This is a genomic window from Caulobacter sp. 05L422 (genome assembly GCF_056397765.1).
Genome location: NZ_JBFTOB010000002.1, coordinates 252,344 through 278,993 on the forward strand (window position 1 = coordinate 252,344; position 26,650 = coordinate 278,993).

A 26,650-nucleotide genomic window follows, 5' to 3' on the forward strand; every position below is an offset into this window, starting at 1 on the left:
TCCGCCCGACGACCTTTTGGAGACTCAAAAACATGAGTGATCAATTCCTGGCGGAAATCCGCATGTTCGGATTCGGCTTCGCGCCGCGCGGATGGGCCTTGTGCAACGGCCAGATCATGGCGATCCAGCAGAACACCGCGCTGTTCTCGCTGCTCGGCACCACGTTCGGCGGCAACGGCACCTCCAACTTCGGCCTGCCCAATCTGATGGGCAACATCCCGCTGCACGTCGGGCGCAACCAGCCCGGGCCCGGCCTCAGCGTCTATGACCTGGGGGAGATGGGCGGCTCGACCAGCGTGACCATCCTGGACCCAGAGATGGCGACGCACAGCCACTCGCCGATGGTGACCACCGCCCCCGGAACCGTCACGGCCTCGGCCAACAACCAGCCGGCCAAGGCCTTCATCGGCAACCTTCAAGGCAGCACCCAGGGCCTGGTCTACGCCAACGTCCAGGCACCGGTTACGCAGCTGCCGGTCCAGACCATGACCGCCGCCGGCGGCAGCCAGCCCCACAACAACGTCATGCCGACGCTGTTCCTGAACTACTGCATCGCCCTGCAGGGCGCCTTCCCGGCTCGCAACTGATCCGCCGCGAAGAACACGAGGAGCAAGACTCATGACGATGCAATATATCGGCGAAGTGCGGATCATGGCCTTCAACTATCCCCCCAAATATTGGGCGGTGTGCAACGGTCAGACACTGTCGATCCAACAGAACCAGGCGCTGTTCTCGTTGCTGGGCACCACCTACGGCGGCAACGGCGTGTCGACCTTCCAGTTGCCGAACCTGCAGACGATGGTTCCAGGCCATATGTCCACGACCTATCCCCTGGGCGCGATCGCCGGCGAGTACAGCCACACGCTGCTGCTGACCGAAATCCCCCAGCACATGCACGTCATGAAGGTCGACTCCACCGCGGCGGGCGGCTCCAACCTGTCCGCCGCCCAGGCGGGCTACAGCTTCGGCCAGAACGGCAGCAGCGCCAGCTCGGGCGATGCTCCGCCGTTCAACACCTACAGCACCGCGACGACGCCCGTGGCGCCCCTGGCCCCCCAGGCGATGGGAAACGCGGGCGCCAGCCAACCGCACGAGAACCGCCAGCCGTTCCTGACGCTGAACATCTGCATCGCGCTGTCGGGGATCTTCCCGTCGCGGAACTAGGCTCTGGGTTCGCGGCGTGGCTTCAGTTGAACACGGCCTGGTAGTCCTGCCGCTCTCGCGCGGGCGTGTGGACCGGGATCAGGTACAGGTCGTAGGCGGTTCCGTCCTCGCGCGCGATCGTATGCATGCCCTCGGCGAGCACATCGCCGGGGGGACCGCTGAAGATCAGGACGAACGGCTCGAAAGCCGGATCTCCGTGACCCGGCTGGCTCGCGAGCCGCTCGACCTCCCTCAGCGACAGGACATGATGGCCGCCCTCGACGCGGAACGACGTCCCCAGGTGCGGGGCGAAGGTGTCGGCGGTCAGGGCGACGAACTCGGCGGCCATGGAATCCCTCGGGTCAGAATCGAAGCGTGGCCATTATGACGACCTCGCCACCTGGACGGGAAGACCCTGTCGCATCGCGCCCTGAAGACGCAAGCCTGGGGGAGGCGCCTGTCCGCTTCGCGTTGCGCCCAGAGGTCGAGGCCGACGCGCCCTTCCGCCTGGCGCTGTTCCGCGCCTCGCGCGGTCCGGGCTGGGACCAGATCCCCCTGCCCGCCGACATGCTGACCAGGATCATGGAGCAGCAGTTCCAAGCCCAGACCCAGGGCTATCGCGCGGCCTATCCCCAGGCCCGGCTCGAGATCGTCACCGTCGACGCCGCGCCGGTCGGGCGGCTGGCCACCGACCGGCGCGCGGGCGCCATGCACCTGATCGACATCGCGCTGATCCCCGAACGGCGTGGCCAGGGGATCGGCGGGGCGATCCTGCGCGCGCTGATCGACGAGGCGGCCGCCGCCGGCGCGCCGCTGATCCTGCAGGTGGCCCGCGACAACCTCGCGGCCCAGCGACTGTATCATCGGCAGGGCTTCGTCATGACGGAGGCGAACGACACCCACCTGACCCTGCGCTGGCCCGCCCCGCCTTCGACTCCAGGGGACGCGGCTTGACCCGGATCGCCGTGGTCGGCTGCGGCGCCTGGGGCCGGAACCTGATCCGGACCTGCGCCGAGCTGAACGTGCTGGGCGCGGTGATCGACACCGACGCCGCGGCCGCCGGGCGAGAGGCCGCGGCCTGGAACGTCCCCGCAGTCTCCCTGGCCCAGGCCCTGGACGACGCCCGACTGGACGCGCTGATCATCGCCGCCCCCGCCCCGGCCCACGCCGCGCTCTGCCACCTGGCCCTGGACCACGGCAAGGACGTCTTCGTCGAGAAGCCCCTGGCCTCCGACCTGGCCGAGGCCGAGGTACTGGCCGCCCACGTCGCGCGGTCGGACCGGGTGTTCATGATCGGCCACCTTCTGCGCCACCACCCGGCGTTCGAGGCCCTGGCGGCGATCGTCGCGCGCGGCGAGATCGGGGCGCTGCGCTACATCACCGCCTCGCGGCTGAGCCTGGGCCGGGTGCGCACGCACGAGAACGCCTTTCTCAGCCTCTCGCCCCACGACGTCTCGATGATCCTGGCCCTGGCCGACGCCGCGCCGGTCAGCGTGGCGGCGACCGGCCGGGCCTTCGTCACGCCGGGCGTCGCCGACGAGGTCCACGCCGATCTCGGCTTTGCCGGCGGTGTCCACGCTCACGTCGCCGCCGGCTGGCTCAGCCCGTTCAAGGAGCAGAAGCTGGTGGTGGTCGGCGAGACCGGGGCCCTGGTGTTCGACGACGTCCGCCCCTGGCCGGAAAAGCTGATGCGGCGCGACCAGGCCGTCAGCCTGACCGCCGCCGGGCCGGTCGCCGCTGGAGGCGAGCCCCGCTTCGTCGATCTGCTTGCCGAGCCGCCCCTGACCAGAGAAATCCGCCACTTCGTCGAGTGTTGCCAGACCAGGAACGCTCCTTTGACGGGTATCGATGAAGGCTTTCGCGTACAGCGGGTGCTTGAGCAGGTTCAATACCAATTGAACCATTGCCTCGATCAGCTTCGGACCTAGTCAGCGATGGGGATTATCTTGCGACAACTCGCATAACATCGTTCTAAGACTTCACCACATCAAGTAAAGACACTCTTGCATGACAAGACTAGGGTGAATACCGTTCAGAGCTCGGTAAATATACCCGAGACAAACACCTTTTCCCGAAGGCTTTCAACGCGTACGATCTCGCCATGTCGAGGGGCGCATTGACCTCCAATAAGAACGCTTGCCGCGCGAGGGGCCGATGAACGTCCACGTTCCGACGTTTCCATTGCACACAGACGACAACTTAACGTCGAACTTTCAAATCCTGGCCCGGAGAATCCTGCAACGCGAAGCCGTCGTCGGCGTCGTCGGCATGGGCTATGTCGGCCTGCCGCTGTCGGACGCCTTCTGCTCGGCGGGCTTCCGGGTGATCGGCTTCGACCTGGACGAGACCCGCCTGGCGACCCTGAACCGGGGCGCGTCGTATCTGAGCCACTTCGCCGACGCGCGCGTGGCGGCCATGCGCCAGCGGGGCTTCGCCGCGACCAGCGCGCCGGACGTCCTGGCCCGCGCCGACGCGGTGCTGATCTGCGTGCCCACCCCGATCACCTCGCACAACGCCCCGGACCTGAGCCACGTGGTCGAGGCCGCCGAGACCCTGGCGACCGTGCTGCGCCCGGGCCAGCTGATCGTGCTGGAGTCCACCACCTTCCCCGGGGCCACCGTCGAGGTGCTCAAGCCGATCCTGGAGCGTTCGGGCCTGCGGGCCGGCCGCGACTTCGCCCTGGCCTATTCGCCCGAGCGCGAGGACCCCGGCAACCATGCCTTCACCACCGCCTCGACCCCCAAGATCGTCGGCGCCGACAGCGACGCCGAACGCCACGTGGCCTGCGCGCTCTACGACGCCATCACCGCGACCGTGCCGGTCCGCGACACGCGCACCGCCGAGGCGGTCAAGCTGACCGAGAATGTCTTCCGGTTCGTCAACATCGCCCTGGTCAACGAACTGAAGGTCAGTTTCGAGGCCCTGGGCATCGACATCTGGGAGGTGATCCACGCCGCCCAGACCAAGCCCTTCGGCTACATGCCGTTCTTCCCCGGCCCCGGCGTCGGCGGCCACTGCATTCCGGTGGATCCTTTCTACCTGGCCTGGCGGGCCAAGGCCGAGGGGGCGACGCTGAAGATGGTCGAGCTGGCCGGCGAGATCTCGCAGGCCATGCCCGGGCGGGTGGTCGACAAGACGCTGGAGGCCCTGGCCAAGCGCGGGTGCTCGCCGATCGGCGCCCACATCCTGATCGTCGGCGTGGCCTACAAGCGCAACATCGACGACACCCGCGAGACCCCGGCCCGCGACATCATCGAGATCCTGCGCAGCCGCGGCGCACGGGTCAGCTACCACGACCCGCTGGCGCCGGAGCTGATGGTCGGCGACACGCTGATGCAGTCGATCGACATCGGCCGCGACGCGCTGGCCGGCTTCGACTGCGCCATCATCGTCACGGACCACGACGCGCTCGACTACGCGCGGCTGGTCCGCGAGACGCCGCTGGTGATCGACACCCGCAACGCCGCCGCCCGGGTCGATCCCGCCCTGGCCGGCAAGATCGTGAAGGCCTGAGATGAGCGCCGCCTCGTCATCGGACCGTCCTCCGGCCTGGGCCCACCCCTCGGCCGAGGTCGAACCGGGCGCGGTGCTGGGCGCCGGCACCCGGGTCTGGCGGTTCAGCCACGTGGCGGCCGGGGCCCTGATCGGCGGCGACTGCGTGATCGGCCAGAACGTCGCCATCGGCCCCGGCGTGATCATCGGCGCCCGCTGCAAGATCCAGAACAATGTCAGCCTCTATGCCGGCGTGGTCCTGGAGGACGGCGTGTTCTGCGGTCCCAGCTGCGTGTTCACCAACGTCACGACACCCCGAGCCGAGATCGACCGCAAGGCCGAGTTCAGGCCCACCCGCGTGGGACGCGGCGCGACGATCGGGGCCAACGCCACCATCGTCTGCGGCAACACCCTGGGCGCCTGGTGCCTGATCGCCGCCGGCGCCGTGGTCACCCACGACGTCCCGCCCCTGGCGCTGATGGCCGGCGTTCCGGCCCGCCGGGTCGGCTGGGTCAGCCACGCCGGCGAGGTGTTGGGCCCGGACCTGGTCTGCCCCCGCACCGGCGACCGCTATGCCGAGCGACCGGACGGGCTGCGACGGGTGATCAACCTGTCGGGCTTCGGCGAAGACATCAGTGAAGAACAGTCAGCGAGCGTCGGATGAAGCGGGCCCTGGTCATCGGATCGGAAGGCAATATCGGCAAGCCCCTGGCGGCGCATCTGCGCGCCCAGGGCTGGGAGGTGCTGTGCGCCGACATCAAGCCCGGCTGGCGCAAGGACTACCTGCAGGTCGACATCAACCAGCCGGCCGACCTGATGCCCACCCTGCGCTGGAAGCCGGACGTGATCTTCGCCCTGGCCGCCGTGGTCAGCCGGGTGACCTGCGAGCAGGCCTCCAGCTTGGCGGTCGCCACCAATCTGGGCGGGCTGAACAACGTGGTGCTGCTGGCCCAGGCCGCCGACGCCAAGCTGGTCTATTTCTCGACCTCGGAAGTCTACGGCCCAACCGACGGGCCGATGGACGAGACCCTGACGGTTCCCCGCCCCAACAACCGCTACGGCCTGACCAAGCTGCTGGGCGAGCAGCTGGTCGACTACGAAGTGGCCCAGCACGGCCTGCGCGCGGTCACCCTGCGGCCGTTCATGATCTATGACGAGAACGAGGACTTCGGCGACCACCGCTCGGCGATGATCCGCTTCGCCCACGACCTGGCGCGCGGCCGGCCGATCCAGGTGCATCGCGGCAGCGCCCGGGGCTGGCTGCACATCTCCGACGCCGTGCGCGCCATCGAGGCCGCCGCCGGGGTCGAGGAGCACGCGGTGATCAATATCGGCCACCCGGACGTGACGCCGATCGAGGCCCTGGCCGAGGGCTTGCGCACTCGCCTGAACGCCTCGCCGTCGCTGGTCACCCTGCACGACCTGCCGGCCCGGATGACCGCCGCCAAGCAGCCCAGCCTGACCCGCATGCGCGACCTGCTGGGCGTGACGCCGAAGGTGTCGCTGGACGAGGGCCTGGACCGCGTGACGGCGCGGGTGCGGGCCCGCCTGGCGCACTCGGGACAGCCGGCGTGACAGCGCGTGTCATGGGGCGCCTGCTGACCGTGGTCGGCGCCCGGCCGCAGTTCGTCAAGGCCATGCCCGTCAGCCGCGCCATCGCCCGAACGCTGGGCCTGACCGAGGTGATGGTCCATACCGGCCAGCACCATGACGCGACCCTGTCGGACCGCTTCTTCCGCGAACTGGACCTGCCCGAACCGGCCGAGAACCTGGGGATCCACGGGGGCTCGCACGGCGAGATGACCGGCCGGATGCTGGCCGCCCTCGACGGGGTCATCGCCCGCCATGCGCCCGACCTGGTGATCGTCTACGGCGACACCAACTCGACCTTGGCCGGCGCCCTGGCGGCCGCCAAGTCCGGCGTGCCGGTGGCCCATGTCGAGGCGGGGCTGCGGATCTTCGACCGGTCGATGCCCGAGGAGACCAACCGCGTGGTCGTCGACCATCTGAGCCGGCTGCTGTTCGCCCCGACGCGGGCCGCGGTCGGCCACCTGGCGCGCGAGGGCCTGGTCGAGGGCGTGCATCATGTGGGCGACGTGATGCAGGACGCGGTCCTGGCCATGGCCGCCCTGCCCCGCCCCGCCGACAGCGTCCTGTGCCGCCTGAACCTGCCGCTCGGCGCCTACGCCGTCGCCACCCTGCATCGCGCGGCCACGACGGACAGCGCCGCCGGCCTGGCCGCCGCCGTGGGCTATCTGCGCCAGCATGTCGGCCGGGGTCCCGTGATCCTGCCCCTGCATCCGCGAACCCGCGAGGCGGCGGCCCGGTTCGGCGTCGACCTGGCCGGCCTGACGGTGATCGAGCCCGTGGGGCCGATCGACATGCAGCGGCTGCTGGCCCACTGCGCCCTGGTGCTCACCGATTCCGGCGGCCTGCAGAAGGAGGCCTATTTTCATCGCAAGCCCTGTGTCACCCTGCGCGACGACACCGAATGGAGCGAGACGGTGGACGCGGGGTGGAACCGGCTGTGGACCGTGAACGACTACCGACCGCGGCGTGAGATCGACGACTACGGCGCCGGCGACGCCGCCGAGCGGATCGTCGAGACGATCGCGCGTTTTCTCGAAGGCGAGCTAGCCGCGCCGCGCGCCATGACCGGAGCCCGTCCATGAAGGACACGCATGACCAGCCTCGGGGCGACCGTCCCCGGCCGCCTCTGCCCGCTCACGACGTGTCGCCCGAGCAAGCCCTCGAGAACGCGCTGAACGGCGAGGCGCGGCCGCTGCGCATCCTGCTGGCCTGCAACTACGATCCGGCCAACGCCGCCACGGTCTGCGACCACATCAACGCCTTCGCCCGCTACTCGCGCCACGAGGTCCGGGTGCTGTCGCGGACCGGCGAGATCTTCGACGGCGTGAAGCTGGAGACCTTCGACGCGGTCGTGATCCACTATTCGCTGTTCCTGGCGATCGAGGCCTTCGTCGGCCCGCGGTCGCGCCGCGCCCTGGCCGCCTTCCGCGGGGCCAAGGCGGTGTTCATCCAGGACGAATACCGCTTCGTGAACGCCACCCTCGACGCGCTGGAGGCCTGCGGCGTGGACCTGGTCTTCACCTGCCTGGGGCCGACCGAGGCCGAGCAGGTCTACGGCAAGGCCGGCAAGCTGCGCACCCAGCAGGTGCTGACCGGCTACGTGCCCCAATGGCTTACCCAGTACCCGCCGGTGCCGCTGGCGGCCCGCAAGACCATGGTCGGCTATCGCGGCCGCACCTATCCGGCCTGGCACGGTGAGCAGGGCCGCGAGAAGATCCGGATCGGCAAGCTGTTCAAGCGCGACGCCAAGCGGTTCGGCATCTCGACCGACATCGCCTGGTCCGAACGCAGCCGGCTCTACGGCCGCGACTGGGTGAAGTTCATCCGAAGTTGCCAGGCCGTGCTGGCGGTCGAGAGCGGGGCCAGCGTCTTCGACTTCGACGGCGCGGTGGCTGCCCGCACCGAAAGCTTCGCCGCGCTGATCGAGCGCCCGCACCCGATCCCCGCCCTGGCCCGCAAGCCCTCGTACGAGATGCTGCGCGACCGGTTCTTCGCCGGGCGGGAAGACCAGATCGACATCGCCCAGATCTCGCCCCGGGTCTTCGAGGCGATCGCCCTGCGCACCCTGATCATCGCCTATCCGGGACGCTATTCGGGCGTGCTGGAGCCGTGGCGGCACTATGTCCCGCTCGACAAGGACCACGGCAACATGGCCGAAGTGGCGGCCGTGTTGCGCGATCCGGAGCGGGTCGCCGAGATCATCACCAACGCCTATGCCGAGATCGCCCTCAATCCCGCCTATGGCTACGGGGCGATGATCGAGGTGTTCGACCAGCGGGTCGCCGAGACCGCCGTCGGCCGGCCGGCCGCGGTGACCACCGACCGCATCGACGCCAAATTTCGCAAGGCCTTCCCGTTCATGGCCATCGACAATCCGCACGAGATGCGCCCCCCGGGCCTGGCCTGGCGGCTGGCGCGCGCGGCCGTGCGCCGCGCCGGACTCGAAGGCCTGGCGCGCCGCCTGCTGCGGCGATGATCCCGGACAAGGCCTAGTCCACGCCGATCCAGCGCCGCAGGAACGGCAGGCGCGCGACGGCGCCCAGCCGCCGTCGCAGCATGGGCGCCTTGAGCAGGCGCGCCTCCACGATGATCACCGCCCACGCGGCGCAATCGCGCAGGCGCAGGAACAGCGGCAGGCCCCGCTTCACGCCAGCACCTGATCGGTGATCTCGGCCACCGCCGTGCGCCAACTGTAGCGGCCGGACGCCACGATCTCGTCGTGGGCCCGGTCGACCATCGCCTGGGCCCGTTGCGGATCGCGGCTGAGATCGAGGGCCGCCTCGATGTCGGACAGGTCGCGGCGGACCGGCTGGTAGTGGGTCCCGGCCTCGAGGACGCCGCTGTAGTCGCCCTCCACCAGCACCTGGAAGGTCCGGGTCGCCACGGCCTCGAGGTGGCGGGGCGACATGGCGCGGATCTCGGGCTGGGGCGTCAGGGCGGCGGCCGGATCGACCAGCGACGAGCCGCCCTCGACCCCGACCACCGCCCGGCTGGCGCCCAGCAGGCGGAGCCAGGCGTCGCCGACCAGCCTGCGTTCGCCGTCCACCGCCACGTCGGCGCGATGGCCGCGCGCCTGGGCCCAGGCCGCCGCCCTCAGCCCGACCTCGCGCTTGAGCACGCCCATCTCGCCCAGCCAGGCCGGCGTCTCCCAGGCCCGGTAGCTGACGGCGATCGACCGCCGCGCCAGGTCGCTGGACGTCCGTCGCGCCAGCCCGTCGTCGACATAGCTGGTCAGGAAGCGCCTCAGGGCGAACGGCCGCTGCGCGACCGGATAGACGCTGTCCCACAGCGCCGGCTCCAGCGCCGTGAGCAGCAGGTCGATCCGCGCCTCGACCAGGAAATCGCGCAGGTCCTGAAGGCCGAGGAACTCGTCGAGCGGCGCGGCCACGCGCCGCGAGCGCGCCGGGACCGCGTCCATCGCCCGCCGCAGGCCGCCCAGGCCGACGCGGGTGTAGCGCGCGGTCAGGGCGGTGGCGTCGACCACCACCAGGTCGGGATCCAGCCCCGTGATCCAGGCCGGATTGAACGGAAACCCGATGTTCAGGAAGCTCACCCGCCCGGGGAAACAGGCCTTCCAGGCGAAGATCCGCTGATGCTCCCAGCGGCGCATCGGCCACTGGCCGCGCCAGTTGTACAGGACCACGGCGGTCGGTCGGTTACGCATGCCCGGCGAACTAGACGCCGAAACGGGCACGGAGGAAACGCGAAGCCATCAACGCCGCCCTGCACGGGAGCGCCTGGCGCGCTCGCCTCAAGCGTCGGCGGCGTCGGCGGTCGCTGTCAACGCCTAAGGCTGTCGCCCTGAGCCGCGCTCTGAACAGCCCCCTGGGCCCCGCGCAGGGTTTCGGACGGAGACTCGCCGAACATCGCCCGATAGGCGCCCGAGAACCGCCCCAGCTCCCAGAAGCCCTGGTCCAGCGCCACCTGGGTCACCGTGGTCGGCCGATTGCCGGCGTCCAGCAGCCGGGCCCGGGCCGCCGACATGTTCTTCAGCCGCAGATAGGCCTTGGGGCTGACGTCGAGCAGGTCGTGGAAGGCCCGGTACAGCGTGCGGCGCGAGATGTTCAGGGCCGAGCAGATATCCTCGATCTGCACGGCCTGGCGGGCCCCGCCGCTTTCCAGGAAGTCTTCCGCGCCCCGGACGATCCGGGCGGCGTTCAGCGCGCCCTGCCGGCGGGCGCCCTCGACCTTGACCTCGGCCAGGGCCGACAGCACGCCGTCCAGCAGCTCGTTGCGCAGGAAGGCGACGGTGCTGCTGGGAACGCCCGCCCCCATGGCCCGCAGCAGGCTGGAGCAGCCCTGCAGCACGCGCTTGCAGGCGGCCCGGGCCTCGGGCGGCGGCGAATAGACCGCCGGTTCGGTCCAGAAGCACGGGTCGGCCAGCCATTCGAACGCCTCGGCCCGCTGCATCACCAGGCCCCAAGGCGCGGTGACGACGGCGTAGGCGACGTGGCCCTGGAACCGCCCGTCCAGCTCGCCGCCCGGCGGGATGGCGATGACGTCGCCCTCCTCGATCCGGTGGCCCCACTGGTTGAGCACGCCCTCCTGCTCCATCACCGAAACCAGGCTGAAGGCCTTGCGCGCCATGACCCCGCGCACGCGGAGGTCGCCGTCGAACGCCCCGGCGTCGAAGCCCATGTCGCCCAGGCTGGCCCGCAGCAGGTGGCCGCGGCACGGCTCGGGCGTCAGCTGGGTGATCGCCAGGTCGCGGCCGGCCGTGTGGGCCCAGACCTCGTGCGGGCCGCGGGTCTCGCTCAGGACCACATGGCCCAGCGACACCGGCGCCGCGCGCGCGCCGAACGACCGCTGCTCGTCCAGCCCTCCGGAGACCAGTCCGTCGTCGCTCAGGCTGTCGTTCGGCTTGGCCGTCGCGGGTTGCCGCCAGTCAGCGGTTGACCAAGATCGAGAATGAGAGTGTGTTCCCCGCATGCCTTCATTGTCCATCGGACCTCTCCTGGCGGAGACCATGCGATCAATGGCGTCTGCACCATAAGCTTTAAGCGATCGCACCTGTCGTCACGCCCGATTCACCCTTTGAGGATGGCACGGACCATCTTTGTTGTAAGTAAGGTGAAACCACTAGAAAGCATCGAAACAGCAGAGAAAATTACAAAATTTGCGAATGGCGCAGCTTGATAACCAAGTTTTGTGTATAGTTAATTTAATATTATTCATTAATACACAAAATTAGAAGGAACAGATGTGCGATTGGCACTTGCCGCATAGCAGACCGAGAGATTCGGAAGAAACATGAGGGCGAAACAGGGTCACGGAGGACTCTATGGTTCGTCAAAATTGGAAGGAAATGGCGATCTTCGGGAAACGGAATCTCTCGGAGACTCCAAGCAACCCGCGAGAGCAGGATGACTGGGCGCAAGCTCTGCGCGACATGAAGGCCGTTTGCGACGGCGAACAGCGGCAAAGGCGCCAGATCGCCGAAAGCGGAGCCCGCCAACTGGGTCGGGCGCAGGCCGTATTGCGCGAGGCGGAGAATCGTCAGCGCGACGCCGAAGCGGCCCTGAGTCGGGCCCGTCGCATGGCCGCCGTCGGCTGGATGGCCGCCGAGGCCTGCCGCGACATGACCGCCCTGCACGCGGTGGCCATGAAGGCCCTGGCCTCGTCCCGCGAGCGCCTGCACGGCGACCACCGGACCGTCAGCGAGATCGACTGGGCGCTGGGCGGCCTGACCCAGGCCGAACAGATGCTGGACCGGGTGACGGCCTATCTCGACGCGCGTCGCGAGACCCCGCAGGGCGCCCGTATCGACGGCCTGCTGACCGGGACGCTAGGCCCCGGCCAGCCCGCCTAGGCTTAGCTAGGCCTCCCCTAGGCCTCGATGTCGACGTCCTTGGTTTCCTTCAGGAACAGGACGCCCACCACGGCGGTCACCGCGGCCACCACGATCGGGTACCAGAGGCCGTAATAGATGTTGCCCGTGGCCGCGACCATGGCGAAGGCCGTGGTCGGCAGGAAGCCCCCGAACCAGCCGTTGCCGATGTGATAGGGCAGGCTCATCGAGGTGTAGCGGATGTTGGTCGGGAACATCTCGACCAGCATGGCGGCGATCGGGCCGTAGACCATGGTCACGTACAGCACCAGGATCGTCAGGATCGCCACCACCATGGGCTTGTTGATCAGCGCGTCGTCGGCCTTGGCCGGATAGCCGGCGGTCTTCAGCGCCGCGCCCAGTTCCTTCTCCCACGCCGTCTTGCGGTCCTTGAAGGCGGCCTTGTCGAGGGTCTGGCCCGGGAACGAGGCGATGGTCGTCGCGCCGATCTTGACCTGAGCCACCGAGCCGGCCGGAGCGGCCTGGTTGGCGTAGGTCACGCCGGCCTTGGCCAGGTACGACTTGGCCAGGTCGCACGAGCGGTTGAACACCGTCTTGCCCACCGGATCGAACTGGAACGAGCAGTCGGCCGGGTCGGCCACCACGGTCACCGGCGCGCTGGCCACGGCGGCGGCCAGCTGCGGGTTGGCCGCCGTCGTCAGGGTCTTGAACAGCGGGAAATAGGTCAGGGCCGCCAGGATGCAGCCCAGCATGATGATCGGCTTGCGGCCGATCTTGTCCGACAGCCAGCCGAAGAACACGAAGAACGGCGTGCCGATCAGCAGGGCGACGGCGACCAGCAGGTTGGTCGTACCGCCGTCGACCTTGAGCATCTTCTCCAGGAAGAACAGGGCGTAGAACTGGCCGGTGTACCAGACCACCGCTTGACCAGCGGTCAAGCCCACCAAGGCGAGCAGCACGATCTTCAGGTTGCCCCACTTGGCGAACGAGTCGGCCAGGGGCTTCTTGCTGCCCTTGCCCTCGTCGACCATCTTCTGGAACGACGGGCTTTCGGCCAGTTGCAGGCGGATCCACAGCGACACGCCCAGCAGCAGCACCGAGATCAGGAACGGGATGCGCCAGCCGAAGGCCTGGAAGCTGTCCTCGCCCACCGCGTTGCGGGTCAGCAGGATCACCACCAGGCTGAGGAACAGACCGAAGGTGGCCGTCACCTGGATGAAGCTGGTGTAGAAGCCGCGCCGTCCGGGCGGGGCGTGCTCGGCCACATAGGTGGCCGCGCCGCCGTACTCGCCGCCCAGGGCCAGGCCCTGGACCAGGCGCATGACCACCAGGGCGATGGGGGCGGCGATGCCGATGCTGGCGTAGCTGGGCAGCAGGCCGACCACGAAGGTCGACAGGCCCATCAGCAGCATGGTGACCAGGAAGGTGTTCTTACGACCCCACAGGTCGCCCAGCCGGCCGAACACCAGGGCCCCGAACGGCCGCACCGCGAAGCCGGCGGCGAAGGCCAGCAGGGCGAAGATGTAGCCGGTGGTCTCGTTGACTCCCGAAAAGAAGTGCTTGGTGATGTAGGTGGCCAGCGAACCGTAGAGGTAGAAGTCGTACCACTCGAAGACGGTGCCGACCGATGCGGCCCCGATCACCAGGCCGTCCTTGCGCCCAACGGCGCGACCGCCCTTGGCGCCCTTCACCGGTTTCGCGGCGTCGCTTCCCATGCGTATCTCCCCCAAGCAATCCTTGGCGTCGCCGCTACGGGCGATCGAACCATGTTACCGCAACCATCATGGACGGCGTTCGCGGCGTTGGCGAGAGGCTAAACATGAACCGGACGAAAGCCGAAGCGTTGGCTAAAAGGAATCTTCGCCGTCCCATTTTACGGGACCAGGCAAGCGGTCCGGGATCCCGATGAGCGTCGTTGCGGCCTATATCTACAAGGACGGCGTCAGGAACCGCGAGGTCAGCCTCGATCACGAAGACGCCCTTGTCACCAAGCCGGGCGAGTTCGTCTGGATTGGCCTTTACGAGCCCAGCGCGGCCGAGCTGGCGCGGCTGCAGACCCGCTTCAAGCTGCATCCCCTGGCGATCGAGGACGCGCTCAACGCCCACCAGCGGCCCAAGGTCGAGGTCTATGGCCGCGAGCTGTTCGTGGTGGCCCGCACCGCCCAGCTGGTCGACAACCAGATCGCTTATGGCGAGACGGCGATCTTCGTCGGCCAGGGCCACCTGATCACCGTCCGCCACGGCTCGGCCCGGGCCCATACCGAGCTGCGCGCCCAGCTGGAGGCCTCGCCGACCCTGTTGGCCAAGGGCTCGGACTACGTGCTGCACGCCGTGCTCGACTTCGTGGTCGACGGCTACCTGCCGATCATCCAGGCGCTGGAGGACGAGGTGCTGGACATCGAGCGCCGCACGCTCGAGGCCTTCCTCAGCCACGCCGAGGTCAAGCGCCTGTTCCACCTGCGACGCGACCTGATCCGCTTCAAGCGGGTGCTGTCGCCCATGGCCGAGGTCTGCGGGCGGCTGGAGCATCTGGACACCCCGTGCCTGGACGACGACGTCCGCCCCTATTTCCGCGACGTGCTGGACCACACGCAGAAGGTCGAGGGCATGGTCGACGCCTTGCGCGAAGTGATCACCTCGGTGTTCGAAGCCGCCTCGCTGCTGGAACAGCAACGGCAGAGCGCCATCACCCGCAAGCTGGCCGCCTGGGCCGCCATCCTGGCCGTGCCGACGGCGGTGGCCGGGATCTACGGCATGAACTTCGAACACATGCCCGAGCTGAAATGGACGTTCGGCTATCCGATGGTGATGGCCGGCGTCGCGGGGCTGATCGGGTATCTGTACTGGCGGTTCAAGAGGAACGGGTGGCTGTAGGGGCGTCCGGCCGCGCCAGCTAGCTGGCCCAGGCCCGCGCGGGATGCAGGAAACGTCCCGCCTCGGCGCCGTCGCGCAGGAACACCCGCACCTCGGCGGCGCGGCCGGAGGCGGCCAGGCGGTTGGCCAGGTCGCGAGCGGCGGCTTCGGCGCGACCGCCGCGTTCGAAGGTGAGTTCGGCCTCGAGGGCCTCGGAGCGCACGGACCAGCCTTGCTCGGCCGGAGTGACGGAAATCAACAGAGCCATGGAGAGCTCCTTACGCAAATCGGACTTGGGAGCGCCGGGCCGGAAAGCCTTGGAAGGGCGCGAACGAGCGGGGCTATTCGGGCGCTGATCAGCCCCGAAACATCGAGGTCAGATCGGCATTCGCCCTACGAGGGGATGACATCGACACATCTTATAGGCTCGCAATTTCACAACTTGACGACATGGGTATGACCCGAACGCAACTGACGCGAGCCAGAACTCCTGGCCCCGTTTTTAGTTTCTCGGGTCGTTCGATGATCTGCGAGCCGGGTCAGAAAATCTGCCGAGACTCAATTCCTATCAATTTGATAGATTTTTGGAGGCGACGTCTTTTCCCTCCCCTTTGACGGCGCCGGCGCGCGCCGCGCGGGACCCGTCGGGGGATGGGTTTCGCGCGGCGCGTCTAGCAGTCCGGCTTGTCCAGGTGCGCCTTGATCAGCGACCGGCCCGCGCGCGCCACGGCCCGCACCGGGCCGCTGGGGCCCAGGGTGACGCGGGCGGTGTAGGAGCCTTCCATCAGCAGCATCAGGCCGTCGGCCAGGTCCTCGTCCGGCGCGCCGGCCTTGCGGCACAGCTCGACCAGCCGGGCATGCAGCTGCTGCTTGTAGGCCACCGACACCTTCTGGGCCGGGTGGTCGGCCTCGTGCAGTTCGATGGCGGCGTTGGACAGCGGGCAGCCGTGGACGTCGGCATTGCAGGCCTTGGTCTCGAAGGCGTCGAAGATCGCTTCCAGCTGCACGCGCGGGTCGCCGCAGGTGCAACCGACGACCTCGTCCCACCAGGCCCAGTAGTCGCGTTCCTGCTCGCGCAGCACCTCGGCGACCAGCTCGTCCTTGGACGGGAAGTTGCGGTACAGCGTCATCTTGGTGGCGTCGGCCTCGTGGGCGATCGCCTCGACGCCCACCGCGCGGATGCCGTGCTGATAGAACAGCTCGCGGGCCGTTTCGAAGATCCGGTCACGGGCCGGTCTTTTGGACAACGGAGGGCACGCGACTGCCTCCAACTCGTCCACCTTGCCCCCGCCAGAATTTCTCTCAGCCATTTTCACAGCACCTCACCTTGACGTGAGAGTTACCGGTCAGTATCTCTCACCGCGTGGATGATACCGAACGGTATCGTCACATACGACTACATCGTCACAGATGGACGTCACGTCAAGCAACAGCAACTGCGACATTTGATCATTAACCCCAGAACGGAGCGCGAGCCATGCCCCCGAGCGCGAGCCAACACCCCGCCGCCCCGCCCGCCAGCGTTCCCCGCTGGATCGCCGGGTCAGTCCGTTCCCTCCACAAACTGATCGGCCAAGGCGCCGAAGGCCCGTCCGGTCAGGACTGGGCCTCTTCGTCCAAGGCCCGCCAGAAATCCCGGCGCCCCGTTTGGGAATAGAAAAACCTCCGCGTCTCCTCCCCCGCTTCATTCGTCCGACAGGTCCTCCGATGTCCCTCCGCCCCGTTTTCACGTCTTTCGCCGGCCTGGCCGCCATGGCCGTGCTGGCCGCCTGCAGCGCCCAGGCCAAGCAGGAAGCCGCCCCGCCCCCCGCCCAGGTCACCATCACCGCCGTGTCCTTCAAGGAACTGCGCCAGTGGGATGACTTCACCGGCCGCCTCGAAGCCATCGACACCGTCGACATCCGTCCGCGGGTCAGCGGCTATATCGACGGCGCCCGGTTCGAGGAAGGCGCCCGGGTCCGCAAGGGCCAGGTGCTGTTCCAGATCGATCCGCGCCCCTACCAGGCCGAAGCCAACCGCGCGTCGGCTGAGGTCGATCGCGCCAAGGCCCAGCTGAACCTGGCCGTCGTCAACCGCGAGCGCGGCCGCCGGCTGATCGAGCAGAACGCCCTGGCCCAGAGCGAGTTCGACCGGCTCTCGGCTGAAGAAAAGGCCGCCCAGGCCAATCTCGGCGCCGCCGACGCCGCCTACCAGACCGCCCGCCTGAACCTGGAATGGACCCGCGTGGTCTCGCCGATCGACGGCCGGATCTCCAAGGCCCTGATCACCCGAGGCAACCTGGTGACCCCGTCGAACCTGCTGACCACCGTGGTCAGCGACACCCCGATCTACGCCGCCTTCAACGCCGACGAGCAGACCTTCCTGAAGTACGCCTCGGCCGAACGCGGCAAGGCCAGCCCGGTCTATATGGGCCTGATGACCGAGGACGGTTATCCGCACCAGGGCCAGTTGAAGTTCATCGACAACGCCATGGACGCCAAGAGCGGCACGATCAGCGGCCGGGCGATCTTCGCCAACGCCGACGGCCGGTTCACCCCTGGCCTGTTCGCCCGCATCCGCATGGTCAGCGACACGTCCGCGACGGTGGCCCTGGCCCCCGACCGCGCGGTGGCCACCGACCTGGGCAAGCGCTACGTCGTGGTGGTGGGCGCCAACAACAAGGCCGAGTACCGCCCGGTCGAGATCGGCCCGCTGGCCGGCAACCTGCGCATCATCCGCACGGGCCTGAAGCCCGGCGACCGGGTGATCGTCGGCGGCCTGCAGAAGGTCAAGCCGGGCGACACCGTCAGCCCGGTGGTCGTCAAGACCGACCTGTCGACCGACCTGTCGCAGTTCGAAACCGGCCCGCAGCGTGTCGCGATGATCAACAGCGTCGCTCAGAACTAAGCGTACCCCAAAAAGCCCGCTCCGGACCGTCCGGAGCGGGCGAAAAACGAGCGCCCGACGGCGCTTGACGCTCCCCCTTTGCCTCCTCCCCATACTCGCCCGCAAAAGGCGCCTCCCATGAATTTCTCCAAGTTCTTCGTGAGCAGACCGCGCTTCGCCGCCGTGCTCTCGATCGTCATCTTCATCGCCGGGTTGGTGGCTCTGCCGCGCCTGCCGATCTCGGAATATCCCGAGGTGGTGCCGCCGACCGTGGTCGTGCGCGCCGCCTATCCGGGCGCCAACCCCGCCGTCATCGGCCAGACCGTCGCCGCTCCGCTGGAGCAGGCGATCAACGGCGTCGAGGGCATGATCTACCAGTCGTCGCAGTCGGCCTCCGACGGCGCGATGATCCTGACCGTCACCTTCGCGCTGGGGACCGATCTCGATAAGGCCCAGGTGCAGGTGCAGAACCGCGTCGCCCAGGCCTTGCCGAAACTGCCCCAGGAGGTGCAGCGCATCGGCGTGACCACCGACAAGGCCTCGCCCGACCTGACCCTGGTCGTGCACATGATCTCGCCCAACAACCGCTACGACATGCTGTACCTCAGCAACTACGCGCAGCTGAACGTCCGCGACCGCCTCAAGCGCGTCGACGGCGTGGGCGACGTGCAGATCTTCGGGGCCGGCGCCTATTCGATGCGGATCTGGCTGGACCCGGAAAAGCTGGCCTCGCTGAACATGACGGCCGGCGACGTGGTCAAGTCGCTGCGCGAGCAGAACGTCCAGGTCGCCGCCGGCCAACTGGGCGCGCCGCCGACCAATGTGGGCGCCGAGTTCCAGCTGTCGGTCAACGCGCCCGGCCGCCTGACCGACGAAGAGCAGTTCCGCAACGTCATCATCCGCTCGGGCGAGAACGGCGAACTGACCCACCTGGGCGACGTGGCCCGCGTGGAGATGGGCGCCAACAACTACGCCCTGCGCTCGCTGCTCGACAACAAGTCGGCCGTGGCCATGCCGATCTTCCAGCGCCCCGGCTCCAACGCCCTGGCGATGGCCGCCGACATCAAAAAGACGATGAAGGAGCTGAAGAAGGAATTCCCGGAAGGCGTCGACTACGAGATCATCTACGACACCACCGCCTTCGTGCAGGAATCGATCAACTCGGTGATCCACACCCTGATCGAGGCCATCATCCTGGTGGTCATCGTGGTGGTGATCTTCCTGCAGGGCTGGCGCGCCTCGATCATTCCGCTGATCGCCGTGCCCGTCTCGCTGATCGGCACCTTCGCCGTCCTGCTGATGCTGGGCTTCGGCCTCAACGCCCTGACCCTGTTCGGCCTGGTCCTGGCCATCGGCATCGTCGTCGACGACGCCATCGTCGTGGTCGAGAACGTCGAGCGGAACATAACCAACGGCCTTGAACCCGCGGCGGCCACGCGCAAGGCCATGAGCGAGGTCACCGGACCGATCATCTCCACGGCCCTGGTGCTGTGCGCGGTGTTCATCCCGACCGCCTTCATCAGCGGCCTGTCCGGCCAGTTCTACCGCCAGTTCGCCCTGACCATCGCCATCTCGACGGTGATCTCGGCCTTCAACTCGCTGACCCTGTCGCCGGCCCTGGCCGCCGTGCTCCTCAAGAGCCATGACGCGCCCAAGGACCGCTTCCAGAAGATGATCGACGCGGCCCTGGGCTGGTTGTTCAACCCGTTCAACCGCATGTTCGCCAAGGCGTCGGACGGCTATGTCCGCAATGTCGGCCGCACCCTGGGCAAGTCGACGGCGGGCCTGGTCATCTACGGCGTCCTGCTGGCCCTGACGGTCTTCGCCTTCGCCAAGACCCCGGGCGGCTTCGTGCCGCAGCAGGACAAGGCCTATGTCGTCGCCGTCGTGCAACTGCCCGACGCGGCCTCGCTGGACCGCACCGAGGCCGTCATCCGCCAGATGGGCGACATCGCCATGAAGGTGCCGGGCATCAAGCACTCGGTCGCCTTCCCCGGTCTGTCGGCCAACGGCTTCATCAACAGCCCCAACTCCGGCGCGGTGTTCTTCCCGCTGGACGACTTCAAGAACCGCACCGGCCACGACCTGTCGGCCAACGCCATCGTCGGCCAGCTGAACGCCAAGTTCGGCGCCATCCCCGACGCCCAGATCGCGGTCTTCCCGCCGCCTTCGGTGCAGGGGCTGGGCACGATCGGCGGCTTCCGCATGCAGATCGTCGACCGCGCGGGCCTGGGTCCGGACGAGCTGAACAAGCAGACCCAGAACCTGATCGACAAGGCCCGCAAGGACCCCGCCCTGGTCGGCGTGTTCTCGACCTACCAGGTCAGCGTGCCGAAGATCGAGGCCAACATCGATCGCGAGAAGGCGCGGGCCTCGGGCGTCAGCCTGACCGACCTCTTCGAGACCATGCAGGTCTATCTGGGCTCGCTGTACGTCAACGACTTCAACCGCTTTGGCCGCACCTACGAGGTCAACGTCCAGGCCGACCAGAAATTCCGCATGCAGCCCGAGCAGATGCTGCGCCTGCAGACGCGGAACGCCGACGGCCAGATGATCCCGCTGGGCGCCTTCGTGAGCTTCAAGGAGGCCACCGGCCCCGACCGCGAGAGCCACTACAACGGCGTGCTCACGGCCGAGATCAACGGCGGCCCGGCCCCCGGCTACTCTACGGGCCAGGCCCAGAAGGCGCTGGAGGACCTGGCCAAGAAGGAGCTGCCCAACGGCATGGGCTACGAGTGGACCGAGCTGACCTACCAGCAGATCCTGGCGGGCAACACGGCGATCTACATCTTCCCGCTCTGCGTGCTCCTGGCCTTCCTCGTGCTGGTCGCCCAGTACGAAAGCTGGAGCCTGCCGCTGGTCGTCATCCTGATCGTGCCGATGACCCTGCTGTCGGCCCTGGCCGGCGTGCTGCTGACCCATGGCGACAACAACATCTTCACCCAGATCGGGCTGATCGTGTTGGTGGGCCTAGCCTGTAAGAACGCCATCCTGATCGTCGAATTCGCCAAGGAGCGGGAGGAGCATGGCGACACGCCGCTGCAAGCGGTGCTGGAAGCCTGTCGCCTGCGCCTGCGGCCGATCCTGATGACCTCGATCGCCTTCATCATGGGCGTGGCGCCCCTGGTGGTCAGCCACGGGGCCGGCGCCGAGATGCGCCGCGCCATGGGCGTGGCGGTGTTCTCGGGGATGCTGGGGGTGACGGTCTTCGGCCTGATCCTGACCCCGATCTTCTACTTCGTGATCCGTCGCAACACCGCCCGCCGGGCGGCGCTGAAGGCGGCCAAACAAACGACGACCGCCGTGGAGGCGCACTGATGTTTGCTTCTCAAATCCGCCAGCCGGGCTGGCGGAACCTGAAGGTCCAGCTCGGCCTGTTCGCCAGCATGCTGCTGCTGTCGGCCTGCGCCGTGGGGCCGGACTACAAGACCCCGGTCTCAGCGCCGGTGGTGCTGCAGAACGCCCCGGCCGGCGCCTTCTCCACCGCCAACCCCGAGGCCCAGTGGTGGAAGGCGTTCAACGACCCGGTGCTCGACAGCCTGGTCACCCAGAGCCTGTCGGGCAACCTGGACATCCGCATCGCGGTCGCCCGGGTGGACGAGGCCCGGGCCCTGTTCAAGGACGCGCGCCTGGACCAGATCCCGCGGGTCACCGCCAGCGGGGCCTATCAGAAGAGCGACCAGCAGCAGCCTGGCTCGAACGGCCAGCGGGTCGAGAGCGAGACCTACCAGGCCGGCTTCGACGCCGGCTGGGAGATCGACCTGTTCGGCCGCGTTCGCCGGGGCGTGGAGTCGGCCCGGGCTGAGGCAGGCGCGGCGCAAGCCGACCTGCGCGACGCCCAGGTGACCATCGCCGCCGAGGTGGCCCGCAACTACCTGGAACTGCGCGGCGCCCAGGCCCGCCTGGCCGTGGCCAACCGCAACCTCGACACCCAGCGCGAGACCCTGCGGCTGACCAAGGTCCGCTACGACGCTGGCGCCGGCAACCCGATCGACGTGGCCAGCGCCCAGGCCCGCCTGAACGCCACCGAGGCGGTGATCCCCGCCCTGATCACGGCCGAGAAGCGGGCCAACTACCGGCTCTGCGTGCTGGTCGGAAAGCGGCCGGGCGAACTGGACACCGCCCTGGTCGCGACCACGACCGCCGAGGTCACGCCGCTGATCGCCGCCCTGCCGATCGGCGACGCCGCCGACCTGCTGCGCCGGCGTCCCGACGTCCAGGCGGCCGAGCGTCGCCTGGCCGCCCAGACCGCCAAGGTGGGGGTGGCCACGGCCGACCTCTTCCCGCGCGTCCGGGTCACGGGCTTCATCGGCTTCCTGTCAGGCACCTCGTCGGGCTTCGGCAACGCCGCCAGCCAGGCCTGGTCGGTGGCCCCCTCGGTCACCTGGCCCGCCCTGGACCTGGGCGGCGCGCACCAGCGCCTGAAGGCGGCCGAAGCCCGCAACGACGCCAGCCTGGCCGTCTACGACCAGACCGTCCTGCGGGCCCTGGAGGACCTGGAGACCGCCCTGGTCGCCTACCGCCAGCAGCAGGCCCAGCTTGTGAGCCTCACAAACCAGGCCGCCGCCTCGCGACGCGCCGCCGAACTGGCGCGGATCCAGTACAAGGAAGGCGGCATCGACTTCCTGGTGCTGCTGGACGCCGAACGCACGCTGCTGGCGGCCGAGGACTCGATGACGGTCGCCGAGACCGGCGTGAACACCAATGTCGTGGCGATCTACAAGGCGCTGGGCGGCGGGTGGACGTCGTAGGCGCTTGAAACTAGGGACACGCGACAAGCGCATGTCCCCGATCCGGACCGGGGACATGCCCTTGGGCGTGTCCCCATCGCCGGTCACGACACCAAAAGTTATCCACAGGACACCGAGCCTGTCGGTCCATTTTTCACACCGTCATCCCGGGCCTTGTGCCCGGGATGACGGCTGAAAGGGGATCGGAGGGCGTCTATCCCCGCACCCCGCAAAACAAACCCTCGCAAATCCAACCCCCTGCACAAAAACGCACGTTTCCCGTCCTCACCCTCCAGGACGGCCGCACACTAGCGGCATGACCCAAGCCACCATCGACATCCCCACCCGGTGCCTGACCTTCCAGCTCAAGCTGATGGCCGCCCTCGAAGCGGCCTGGGCGAGCATCGAGGCCTCCACCAATCCCGTCCTGATCCGCCAGGCCCGCGACAAGGCCAAGGCCGTCGGCGAGCTGGCCGCCATGGCCCGCAAGGTCGCCCTGATCGTCCCGACCCCGCGCGGCAAGCCGCAGCTGGCCGAAACGGCCGCCGCCGGCCTGCACGCCGCCCAGGGCGTGGCGAACGTCAGCGCGATGATCATGGCCACGACGCCGGCCGCCCCGCCCGTGGACGCCCCCGTGGCGGCGCAGGCCGAACACACCCGGCGGGCGCTGGACAAGCTGAAGGGCGGGCGTCGCGGACGGTTGTGAGCCGCGAGGGGTTTCGCAACCGTGCCCCCCGCCCTACCTGTGCCGCATGACCAGACCCGTCCTGCTCCAGATCCTGCTCGGCGCCGCCCTCGTGGCCGCCGGCGTCGCCGCCGCCTTCACCCAGACGGGCGACACCTGGCGCCTGGGCGGCGCGGTGATCGCGACGATCGGGGTGATCACGGCGCGGCGGGCGGTACGCGGGATGCGGCGGCGGCCGTAGGTCCTTCCCTCCCCCTTGTGGGGAGGGTGGCCCTGGCGGCGCCAGGGTCGGGTGGGGCCTGCTGAGCCAATAGGAGAATCCCGTCCCGTTCCATTTCACACCGTCATCCTCGGACTTGTTCCGAGGACCCCGCGTTCAGCCGAGCCGTCGGTTCATCGGCGGGCCGGCCCGCCACCCCACGGCCTTCGCGGCGGAGACAGGGGTCCTCGGAACAAGTCCGAGGATGACGGACGTCGGGGATGTCGAAAGACCGCCCGCGGCGGGGAGGCCGCGCCTTGAAACCTTGATGGCGAGCCTGCTCCACCAAGGCTTTAAGGCGCGGCCTCATCCGGGGCGGATGGTCTGTTTCGACAGGCGGAGATTTTGAAGGTCCGCGATGGACGGAAGACGGGCCGTGGATGCCCCTCTCTCATAGAGAGAGGGAGGGGCCCGCCGCGAAGCGGTGGGAGGGTGAGAGGTTTCACCGTCAGCCGGAAAACCCCGATTCCTTCCATTGCGCGGTCGCCGAGGCGAACCCAAGCTGTCGCCATGGACGCGACCGCCAACGCCCGCCGCCTTCGCCAGAACCAGACCCTGGCCGAGAAGGCCCTCTGGAAGCTGGTCCGCAACCGCCGGGCGGGCGGGTTCAGGTTCCTGCGGCAAGTTCCGATCGACCGCTATTTCGCCGACTTCGTCTGCGAGGCGGGCAAGCTCATCGTCGAGCTGGACGGCGCGGCCCACGAAGGGCGCGAGGACTACGACGAGAACCGCACGCGGACGCTGGAGCTGTTCGGATATGTGGTCCTGAGATTTCCCAACGAACGGGTCCTGGCCGATCCCGATGCGGTCATCGACGACATCCTCACCGCGCTTCGTTCGGTAAGGGTGTAACCTCTCACCCTCCCACCGCCTTTGGCGGCGGGCCCCTCCCTCTCTCTATGAGAGAGGGAATCTGACCGTCCGCTCAGGGTCGAAGGCAGCCCTCTAGCCCCGCCCTCACCCGCTCAACACCCCCACCTCGAACACCGCCCCCGCCTCCTCCTCGACCAGCGAAATCCGCCCCGAACTCGCCGCCAGCAGCGACCGCGCGATGGAAAGCCCCAACCCCGTCCCGCCCGTTTCCCGCCGGCTGGTGAAGAACGGTTCGAACAGGCGGTCGCGGTCGGCGGTCGGGACGCCGGGGCCGTTGTCGGCGATGCGCAGGACGATCTCGTCGTCGACCGCCGCGCCGCTGATCCGCAGCCTCGTGGCCCCGGCCTGGCGGCTGTTCTCGGCCAGGGCGGTCAGGACCGCCTCGATGGTCGCCTCGGGCGCGGCGACGGACGGCAGGGCGGCGGGCAGGTCCAGGACGATGTCCAGTCCCCGGCCGCCCTGCCCGCCGCCCTGGGCGTCGGCGACGCGGCGCGCGGTCGAGGCCAGGTCGGTCACGACGCCCGCCTGGGGCATGGCCATGTCGGCCCGGGCCAGGTCCATCAGCCGGCCGACCAGTTGCGAGAGCCGGGCGCTGTCGGCCGAGATGTTGCCCAGGAACCGGCGGCGCTCGTCCGGGGTCATGGTGTCGAAATGGTCGTCCAGCAGCTCGACCGCCCCGGTGATCCCGGCCAGCGGGGTCTTGAACTCGTGGCTGACGGCCGAGGCGAAGTCGCGCAGGTAGCGCGAGCGCACGGCGATGGCGTCGGCCATCACGCGGAAGTCCTGGTAGAGGTGGCGGATCTCGACGGCGGCGGTGGCGGGGGTCTCCGGCACGCTGCCCTGGCCGGCGGCCACGCTGCGGGTGGCCGCGCTGAGCGCCTCGATCGGCCGGGTCACGCCGCGCGATACCAGGCCCGACAGCAGCACCAGCAGCAGGATCGTCGCCCCCGCCCCGACCAGCAGCTTGCCCCGGTCCTGGTAGACGCCGCGGAACAGCGCCCGGGGCGAGCGCGACAGCAGCAGGGCGCCCACGACCTGGCCGTTGACGCTCACCGGCCGCGCATGGTGCAGCCGCACGGCCGAGGCGCGGCTGAGCCACTCGAACGAATAGCGCGGATGATAGGCCCCGTTGCGGCGCAGGACGGTGCGCGAATGGCCGTGCAGGGCCGCCTGGATCTCGGGCAGGGCCGCCAGGCTTCCACCTTGCCCCAGGCCCCGCACCACCACGCCTCGGCGGTCGACGATCAGGATCGAGGCCAGGGTGCTGCGGCTGGTCTGGTCGAAGATCGGCTCCAGCACCTCGGCCGCCGTCTCGGCCTTGGGGTCGGCGGTCTGGCCGGGGATCGCCGCCGGGCGTTCGGGCAGCACCGGCGAGGTGCGCAGGTCGACGCTGGTGGACTCGGGGCGGTAGTAGCCGGGGTCGTCGCGGGCGTCGGGGTCGGCCGGCGTCAGGTCGCGCACCGCGCCGGGCCACAGGTTGGCGGCGGCCGACGCGAGCGCGGCGCCCTGCGACGTCAACTCGGCCTCGGTCTGGCGGATCAGGGTGTTCTCGTAGGTGCGCAGGAACACCGCGCCGATGGCCGGCATGGCGGCGGCGAACAGCAGCACGGTCAGCAGGATGGTCCGCAGGCGCAGGGCCGGCCACCAACGCCGCAGCCAGCTGCTCATCCGGCGACGCCCGCGCAAGCGCCGAGCCGGTAGCCGATCCCGGCCCGCGTCTCGATCACGTCGTGCCCGCCCACCCCGGCGAACTTGGCGCGCAGGTTGCGCACGTGGCTGTCGATGGTGCGGTCGGTCACCGCGAAGCCCGGGCCGCGCAGGCGGTCGATGATGGCGTCGCGGCTGAACACCTTGGTCGGGGTCGCGGCCAGGGTGCGCAGGATCGTGAACTCGGTGACGGTCAGCGACACCTCGCCGCCCGCCCACGCCGCGCTCCAGGCCTCGGGATCGAGGGTCAGCTTGCCCCGGACGATCAGGCCGTCGGCGGGTGCGGCCTCGGCGCTCTTGCCGCCCGTGCGCCGCAGGATCGCCTGGACCCGGGCCACCACCTCGCGCGGGCTGAACGGCTTGACCACGTAGTCGTCGGCGCCCAGCTCGATGCCCAGCACCCGGTCGATCTCGTCGTCGCGCGAGGACAGGAACAGGATCGGCAGGTCTCCCTGGGCCCGCAGGCGGCGGCAGACCTCCAGCCCGTCCAGGCGCGGCATGTTGATGTCCAGCACCACCAGGTCGGGCGCGCGTTCGGCGACGGAGGCCAGGGCCGCCTCGCCGTCGGCCGCCTCGCGGGTCTCCAGCCCGACCTTGGCCAGGGCGAACACCAGGAGCTGGCGGATGTGGGGATCGTCGTCGACGACCAGGATCGTGCGCTGCAT

The 26,650-nt window shown here is 68.9% G+C and carries 26 protein-coding genes; 17 read left to right on the forward strand and 9 right to left on the reverse strand.

All coding sequences use genetic code 11. From position 1 onward, the window contains the following. Window positions 1–32 precede the first annotated feature (32 nt). Together AC1DMQ_RS03460 and AC1DMQ_RS03465 are read left to right on the forward strand one after the other, a co-directional pair. Window positions 33–587: a phage tail protein gene (locus tag AC1DMQ_RS03460; RefSeq protein ID WP_477032149.1), complete on the forward strand. Its 555-nt coding sequence runs from the start codon at window positions 33–35 to the stop codon at window positions 585–587. A 31-nt stretch (window positions 588–618) separates the two neighbouring features. Then, a complete protein-coding gene (locus AC1DMQ_RS03465; RefSeq protein WP_477032150.1) occupies window positions 619–1,164 on the forward strand; it encodes a phage tail protein in 546 nt (181 codons plus the stop codon). Window positions 1,165–1,186: 22 nt separating this feature from the next. Here the strand turns inward: AC1DMQ_RS03465 and AC1DMQ_RS03470 are convergent, their stop codons facing one another. Continuing rightward, window positions 1,187–1,492, reverse strand: coding sequence for a DUF6916 family protein (locus tag AC1DMQ_RS03470; protein ID WP_477032151.1), 306 nt, complete (start codon window positions 1,490–1,492; stop codon window positions 1,187–1,189). A gap of 122 nt (window positions 1,493–1,614) precedes the next feature. Here AC1DMQ_RS03470 and AC1DMQ_RS03475 point away from each other — a divergent pair, with 122 nt between their 5' ends. The 7 genes from AC1DMQ_RS03475 (at window position 1,615) to AC1DMQ_RS03505 (ending at window position 8,701) form a co-directional block, all read left to right on the forward strand. Beyond that, complete coding sequence (locus AC1DMQ_RS03475) at window positions 1,615–2,097, forward strand: GNAT family N-acetyltransferase (protein WP_477032152.1); 483 nt, start codon at window positions 1,615–1,617, stop codon at window positions 2,095–2,097. Then, window positions 2,094–3,071 carry a Gfo/Idh/MocA family protein gene (locus AC1DMQ_RS03480; RefSeq protein WP_477032153.1) on the forward strand — a complete coding sequence of 326 codons (978 nt, stop codon included), beginning with the start codon at window positions 2,094–2,096 and terminating at the stop codon, window positions 3,069–3,071. The genes AC1DMQ_RS03475 and AC1DMQ_RS03480 overlap by 4 nt, the downstream gene beginning before the upstream one ends. Before the next feature lie 226 nt (window positions 3,072–3,297). Beyond that, on the forward strand, window positions 3,298–4,656 hold the full coding sequence (locus tag AC1DMQ_RS03485; protein ID WP_477032154.1) for a nucleotide sugar dehydrogenase: 1,359 nt from the start codon (window positions 3,298–3,300) through the stop codon (window positions 4,654–4,656). Window position 4,657: 1 nt separating this feature from the next. Continuing rightward, window positions 4,658–5,299 (forward strand): acyltransferase, encoded by a 642-nt coding sequence (locus AC1DMQ_RS03490; RefSeq protein ID WP_477032155.1) that lies wholly within the window; start codon window positions 4,658–4,660, stop codon window positions 5,297–5,299. After that, window positions 5,296–6,210: an NAD-dependent epimerase/dehydratase family protein gene (locus tag AC1DMQ_RS03495; protein WP_477032156.1), complete on the forward strand. Its 915-nt coding sequence runs from the start codon at window positions 5,296–5,298 to the stop codon at window positions 6,208–6,210. The genes AC1DMQ_RS03490 and AC1DMQ_RS03495 overlap by 4 nt, the downstream gene beginning before the upstream one ends. Continuing rightward, complete coding sequence (wecB, locus tag AC1DMQ_RS03500) at window positions 6,207–7,307, forward strand: non-hydrolyzing UDP-N-acetylglucosamine 2-epimerase (RefSeq protein WP_477032157.1); 1,101 nt, start codon at window positions 6,207–6,209, stop codon at window positions 7,305–7,307. Before AC1DMQ_RS03495 ends, wecB begins: the two co-directional genes overlap by 4 nt. After that, window positions 7,304–8,701: a hypothetical protein gene (locus AC1DMQ_RS03505; protein WP_477032158.1), complete on the forward strand. Its 1,398-nt coding sequence runs from the start codon at window positions 7,304–7,306 to the stop codon at window positions 8,699–8,701. The genes wecB and AC1DMQ_RS03505 overlap by 4 nt, the downstream gene beginning before the upstream one ends. A gap of 13 nt (window positions 8,702–8,714) precedes the next feature. Here the strand turns inward: AC1DMQ_RS03505 and AC1DMQ_RS03510 are convergent, their stop codons facing one another. The 3 genes from AC1DMQ_RS03510 to AC1DMQ_RS03520 form a co-directional block, all read right to left on the reverse strand. Beyond that, window positions 8,715–8,873, reverse strand: coding sequence for a hypothetical protein (locus tag AC1DMQ_RS03510; protein ID WP_477032159.1), 159 nt, complete (start codon window positions 8,871–8,873; stop codon window positions 8,715–8,717). Further along, complete coding sequence (locus tag AC1DMQ_RS03515; protein ID WP_477032160.1) at window positions 8,870–9,889, reverse strand: hypothetical protein; 1,020 nt, start codon at window positions 9,887–9,889, stop codon at window positions 8,870–8,872. Before AC1DMQ_RS03515 ends, AC1DMQ_RS03510 begins: the two co-directional genes overlap by 4 nt. A gap of 116 nt (window positions 9,890–10,005) precedes the next feature. Further along, window positions 10,006–11,169 carry a helix-turn-helix domain-containing protein gene (locus AC1DMQ_RS03520; RefSeq protein WP_477032161.1) on the reverse strand — a complete coding sequence of 388 codons (1,164 nt, stop codon included), beginning with the start codon at window positions 11,167–11,169 and terminating at the stop codon, window positions 10,006–10,008. Window positions 11,170–11,761: 592 nt separating this feature from the next. On the opposite strand from AC1DMQ_RS03520, the gene AC1DMQ_RS03525 reads away from it, so the two are divergent. Next, window positions 11,762–12,034 carry a hypothetical protein gene (locus AC1DMQ_RS03525; protein WP_477032162.1) on the forward strand — a complete coding sequence of 91 codons (273 nt, stop codon included), beginning with the start codon at window positions 11,762–11,764 and terminating at the stop codon, window positions 12,032–12,034. 17 nt (window positions 12,035–12,051) lie between these two features. Here AC1DMQ_RS03525 and AC1DMQ_RS03530 read toward each other — a convergent pair whose 3' ends face one another. Further along, window positions 12,052–13,728, reverse strand: a complete 1,677-nt coding sequence (locus tag AC1DMQ_RS03530) for an MFS transporter (protein ID WP_477032163.1) — start codon at window positions 13,726–13,728, stop codon at window positions 12,052–12,054. 190 nt (window positions 13,729–13,918) lie between these two features. Between AC1DMQ_RS03530 and corA the strand changes: the two genes are divergently transcribed. Then, window positions 13,919–14,887, forward strand: coding sequence for a magnesium/cobalt transporter CorA (gene corA, locus AC1DMQ_RS03535; RefSeq protein WP_477032164.1), 969 nt, complete (start codon window positions 13,919–13,921; stop codon window positions 14,885–14,887). A gap of 19 nt (window positions 14,888–14,906) precedes the next feature. Here the strand turns inward: corA and AC1DMQ_RS03540 are convergent, their stop codons facing one another. Together AC1DMQ_RS03540 and AC1DMQ_RS03545 are read right to left on the reverse strand one after the other, a co-directional pair. Next, window positions 14,907–15,134: a DUF2188 domain-containing protein gene (locus AC1DMQ_RS03540; protein WP_477032165.1), complete on the reverse strand. Its 228-nt coding sequence runs from the start codon at window positions 15,132–15,134 to the stop codon at window positions 14,907–14,909. A gap of 403 nt (window positions 15,135–15,537) precedes the next feature. Then, window positions 15,538–16,176 (reverse strand): TetR/AcrR family transcriptional regulator, encoded by a 639-nt coding sequence (locus AC1DMQ_RS03545; RefSeq protein WP_477032166.1) that lies wholly within the window; start codon window positions 16,174–16,176, stop codon window positions 15,538–15,540. Window positions 16,177–16,573: 397 nt separating this feature from the next. Between AC1DMQ_RS03545 and AC1DMQ_RS03550 the strand changes: the two genes are divergently transcribed. From AC1DMQ_RS03550 to AC1DMQ_RS03575, 6 genes are all read left to right on the forward strand, one after another. Next, a complete protein-coding gene (locus AC1DMQ_RS03550) occupies window positions 16,574–17,752 on the forward strand; it encodes an efflux RND transporter periplasmic adaptor subunit (protein WP_477032167.1) in 1,179 nt (392 codons plus the stop codon). A gap of 117 nt (window positions 17,753–17,869) precedes the next feature. Next, on the forward strand, window positions 17,870–21,049 hold the full coding sequence (locus tag AC1DMQ_RS03555) for an efflux RND transporter permease subunit (RefSeq protein WP_477032168.1): 3,180 nt from the start codon (window positions 17,870–17,872) through the stop codon (window positions 21,047–21,049). Beyond that, window positions 21,049–22,482 (forward strand): efflux transporter outer membrane subunit, encoded by a 1,434-nt coding sequence (locus tag AC1DMQ_RS03560; protein ID WP_477032169.1) that lies wholly within the window; start codon window positions 21,049–21,051, stop codon window positions 22,480–22,482. The genes AC1DMQ_RS03555 and AC1DMQ_RS03560 overlap by 1 nt, the downstream gene beginning before the upstream one ends. A gap of 295 nt (window positions 22,483–22,777) precedes the next feature. Further along, window positions 22,778–23,167, forward strand: a complete 390-nt coding sequence (locus AC1DMQ_RS03565; RefSeq protein ID WP_477032170.1) for a hypothetical protein — start codon at window positions 22,778–22,780, stop codon at window positions 23,165–23,167. Between the two features lie 46 nt (window positions 23,168–23,213). After that, window positions 23,214–23,387 carry a hypothetical protein gene (locus AC1DMQ_RS03570; protein WP_477032171.1) on the forward strand — a complete coding sequence of 58 codons (174 nt, stop codon included), beginning with the start codon at window positions 23,214–23,216 and terminating at the stop codon, window positions 23,385–23,387. Between the two features lie 528 nt (window positions 23,388–23,915). Continuing rightward, entirely contained in the window at window positions 23,916–24,257 is a 342-nt protein-coding gene (locus tag AC1DMQ_RS03575; RefSeq protein WP_477032172.1) for an endonuclease domain-containing protein, read from the forward strand. A 105-nt stretch (window positions 24,258–24,362) separates the two neighbouring features. Here the strand turns inward: AC1DMQ_RS03575 and AC1DMQ_RS03580 are convergent, their stop codons facing one another. Together AC1DMQ_RS03580 and AC1DMQ_RS03585 are read right to left on the reverse strand one after the other, a co-directional pair. Continuing rightward, a complete protein-coding gene (locus tag AC1DMQ_RS03580) occupies window positions 24,363–25,946 on the reverse strand; it encodes a sensor histidine kinase (RefSeq protein ID WP_477032173.1) in 1,584 nt (527 codons plus the stop codon). Next, complete coding sequence (locus AC1DMQ_RS03585; protein ID WP_477032174.1) at window positions 25,943–26,650, reverse strand: response regulator transcription factor; 708 nt, start codon at window positions 26,648–26,650, stop codon at window positions 25,943–25,945. Before AC1DMQ_RS03585 ends, AC1DMQ_RS03580 begins: the two co-directional genes overlap by 4 nt.

Excerpts from the sequence above, each read along its gene's own strand:
- AC1DMQ_RS03555 (WP_477032168.1), top strand. The coding sequence starts at position 17,870 with ATGAATTTCTCCAAGTTCTTCGTGAGCAGACCGCGCTTCGCCGCCGTG.
- AC1DMQ_RS03520 (WP_477032161.1), bottom strand. The coding sequence starts at position 11,169 with ATGGACAATGAAGGCATGCGGGGAACACACTCTCATTCTCGATCTTGG.
- AC1DMQ_RS03530 (WP_477032163.1), bottom strand. The coding sequence starts at position 13,728 with ATGGGAAGCGACGCCGCGAAACCGGTGAAGGGCGCCAAGGGCGGTCGC.
- AC1DMQ_RS03505 (WP_477032158.1), top strand. The coding sequence starts at position 7,304 with ATGAAGGACACGCATGACCAGCCTCGGGGCGACCGTCCCCGGCCGCCT.
- AC1DMQ_RS03580 (WP_477032173.1), bottom strand. The coding sequence starts at position 25,946 with ATGAGCAGCTGGCTGCGGCGTTGGTGGCCGGCCCTGCGCCTGCGGACC.
- AC1DMQ_RS03485 (WP_477032154.1), top strand. The coding sequence starts at position 3,298 with ATGAACGTCCACGTTCCGACGTTTCCATTGCACACAGACGACAACTTA.
- AC1DMQ_RS03490 (WP_477032155.1), top strand. The coding sequence starts at position 4,658 with ATGAGCGCCGCCTCGTCATCGGACCGTCCTCCGGCCTGGGCCCACCCC.
- AC1DMQ_RS03495 (WP_477032156.1), top strand. The coding sequence starts at position 5,296 with ATGAAGCGGGCCCTGGTCATCGGATCGGAAGGCAATATCGGCAAGCCC.
- AC1DMQ_RS03575 (WP_477032172.1), top strand. The coding sequence starts at position 23,916 with ATGGACGCGACCGCCAACGCCCGCCGCCTTCGCCAGAACCAGACCCTG.
- AC1DMQ_RS03560 (WP_477032169.1), top strand. The coding sequence starts at position 21,049 with ATGTTTGCTTCTCAAATCCGCCAGCCGGGCTGGCGGAACCTGAAGGTC.
- AC1DMQ_RS03525 (WP_477032162.1), top strand. The coding sequence starts at position 11,762 with ATGGCCGCCGTCGGCTGGATGGCCGCCGAGGCCTGCCGCGACATGACC.
- AC1DMQ_RS03470 (WP_477032151.1), bottom strand. The coding sequence starts at position 1,492 with ATGGCCGCCGAGTTCGTCGCCCTGACCGCCGACACCTTCGCCCCGCAC.
- AC1DMQ_RS03565 (WP_477032170.1), top strand. The coding sequence starts at position 22,778 with ATGACCCAAGCCACCATCGACATCCCCACCCGGTGCCTGACCTTCCAG.
- AC1DMQ_RS03550 (WP_477032167.1), top strand. The coding sequence starts at position 16,574 with ATGTCCCTCCGCCCCGTTTTCACGTCTTTCGCCGGCCTGGCCGCCATG.
- corA (WP_477032164.1), top strand. The coding sequence starts at position 13,919 with ATGAGCGTCGTTGCGGCCTATATCTACAAGGACGGCGTCAGGAACCGC.
- AC1DMQ_RS03465 (WP_477032150.1), top strand. The coding sequence starts at position 619 with ATGACGATGCAATATATCGGCGAAGTGCGGATCATGGCCTTCAACTAT.
- AC1DMQ_RS03585 (WP_477032174.1), bottom strand. The coding sequence starts at position 26,650 with ATGCAGCGCACGATCCTGGTCGTCGACGACGATCCCCACATCCGCCAG.
- AC1DMQ_RS03570 (WP_477032171.1), top strand. The coding sequence starts at position 23,214 with ATGACCAGACCCGTCCTGCTCCAGATCCTGCTCGGCGCCGCCCTCGTG.
- AC1DMQ_RS03460 (WP_477032149.1), top strand. The coding sequence starts at position 33 with ATGAGTGATCAATTCCTGGCGGAAATCCGCATGTTCGGATTCGGCTTC.
- AC1DMQ_RS03540 (WP_477032165.1), bottom strand. The coding sequence starts at position 15,134 with ATGGCTCTGTTGATTTCCGTCACTCCGGCCGAGCAAGGCTGGTCCGTG.
- AC1DMQ_RS03515 (WP_477032160.1), bottom strand. The coding sequence starts at position 9,889 with ATGCGTAACCGACCGACCGCCGTGGTCCTGTACAACTGGCGCGGCCAG.
- AC1DMQ_RS03545 (WP_477032166.1), bottom strand. The coding sequence starts at position 16,176 with ATGGCTGAGAGAAATTCTGGCGGGGGCAAGGTGGACGAGTTGGAGGCA.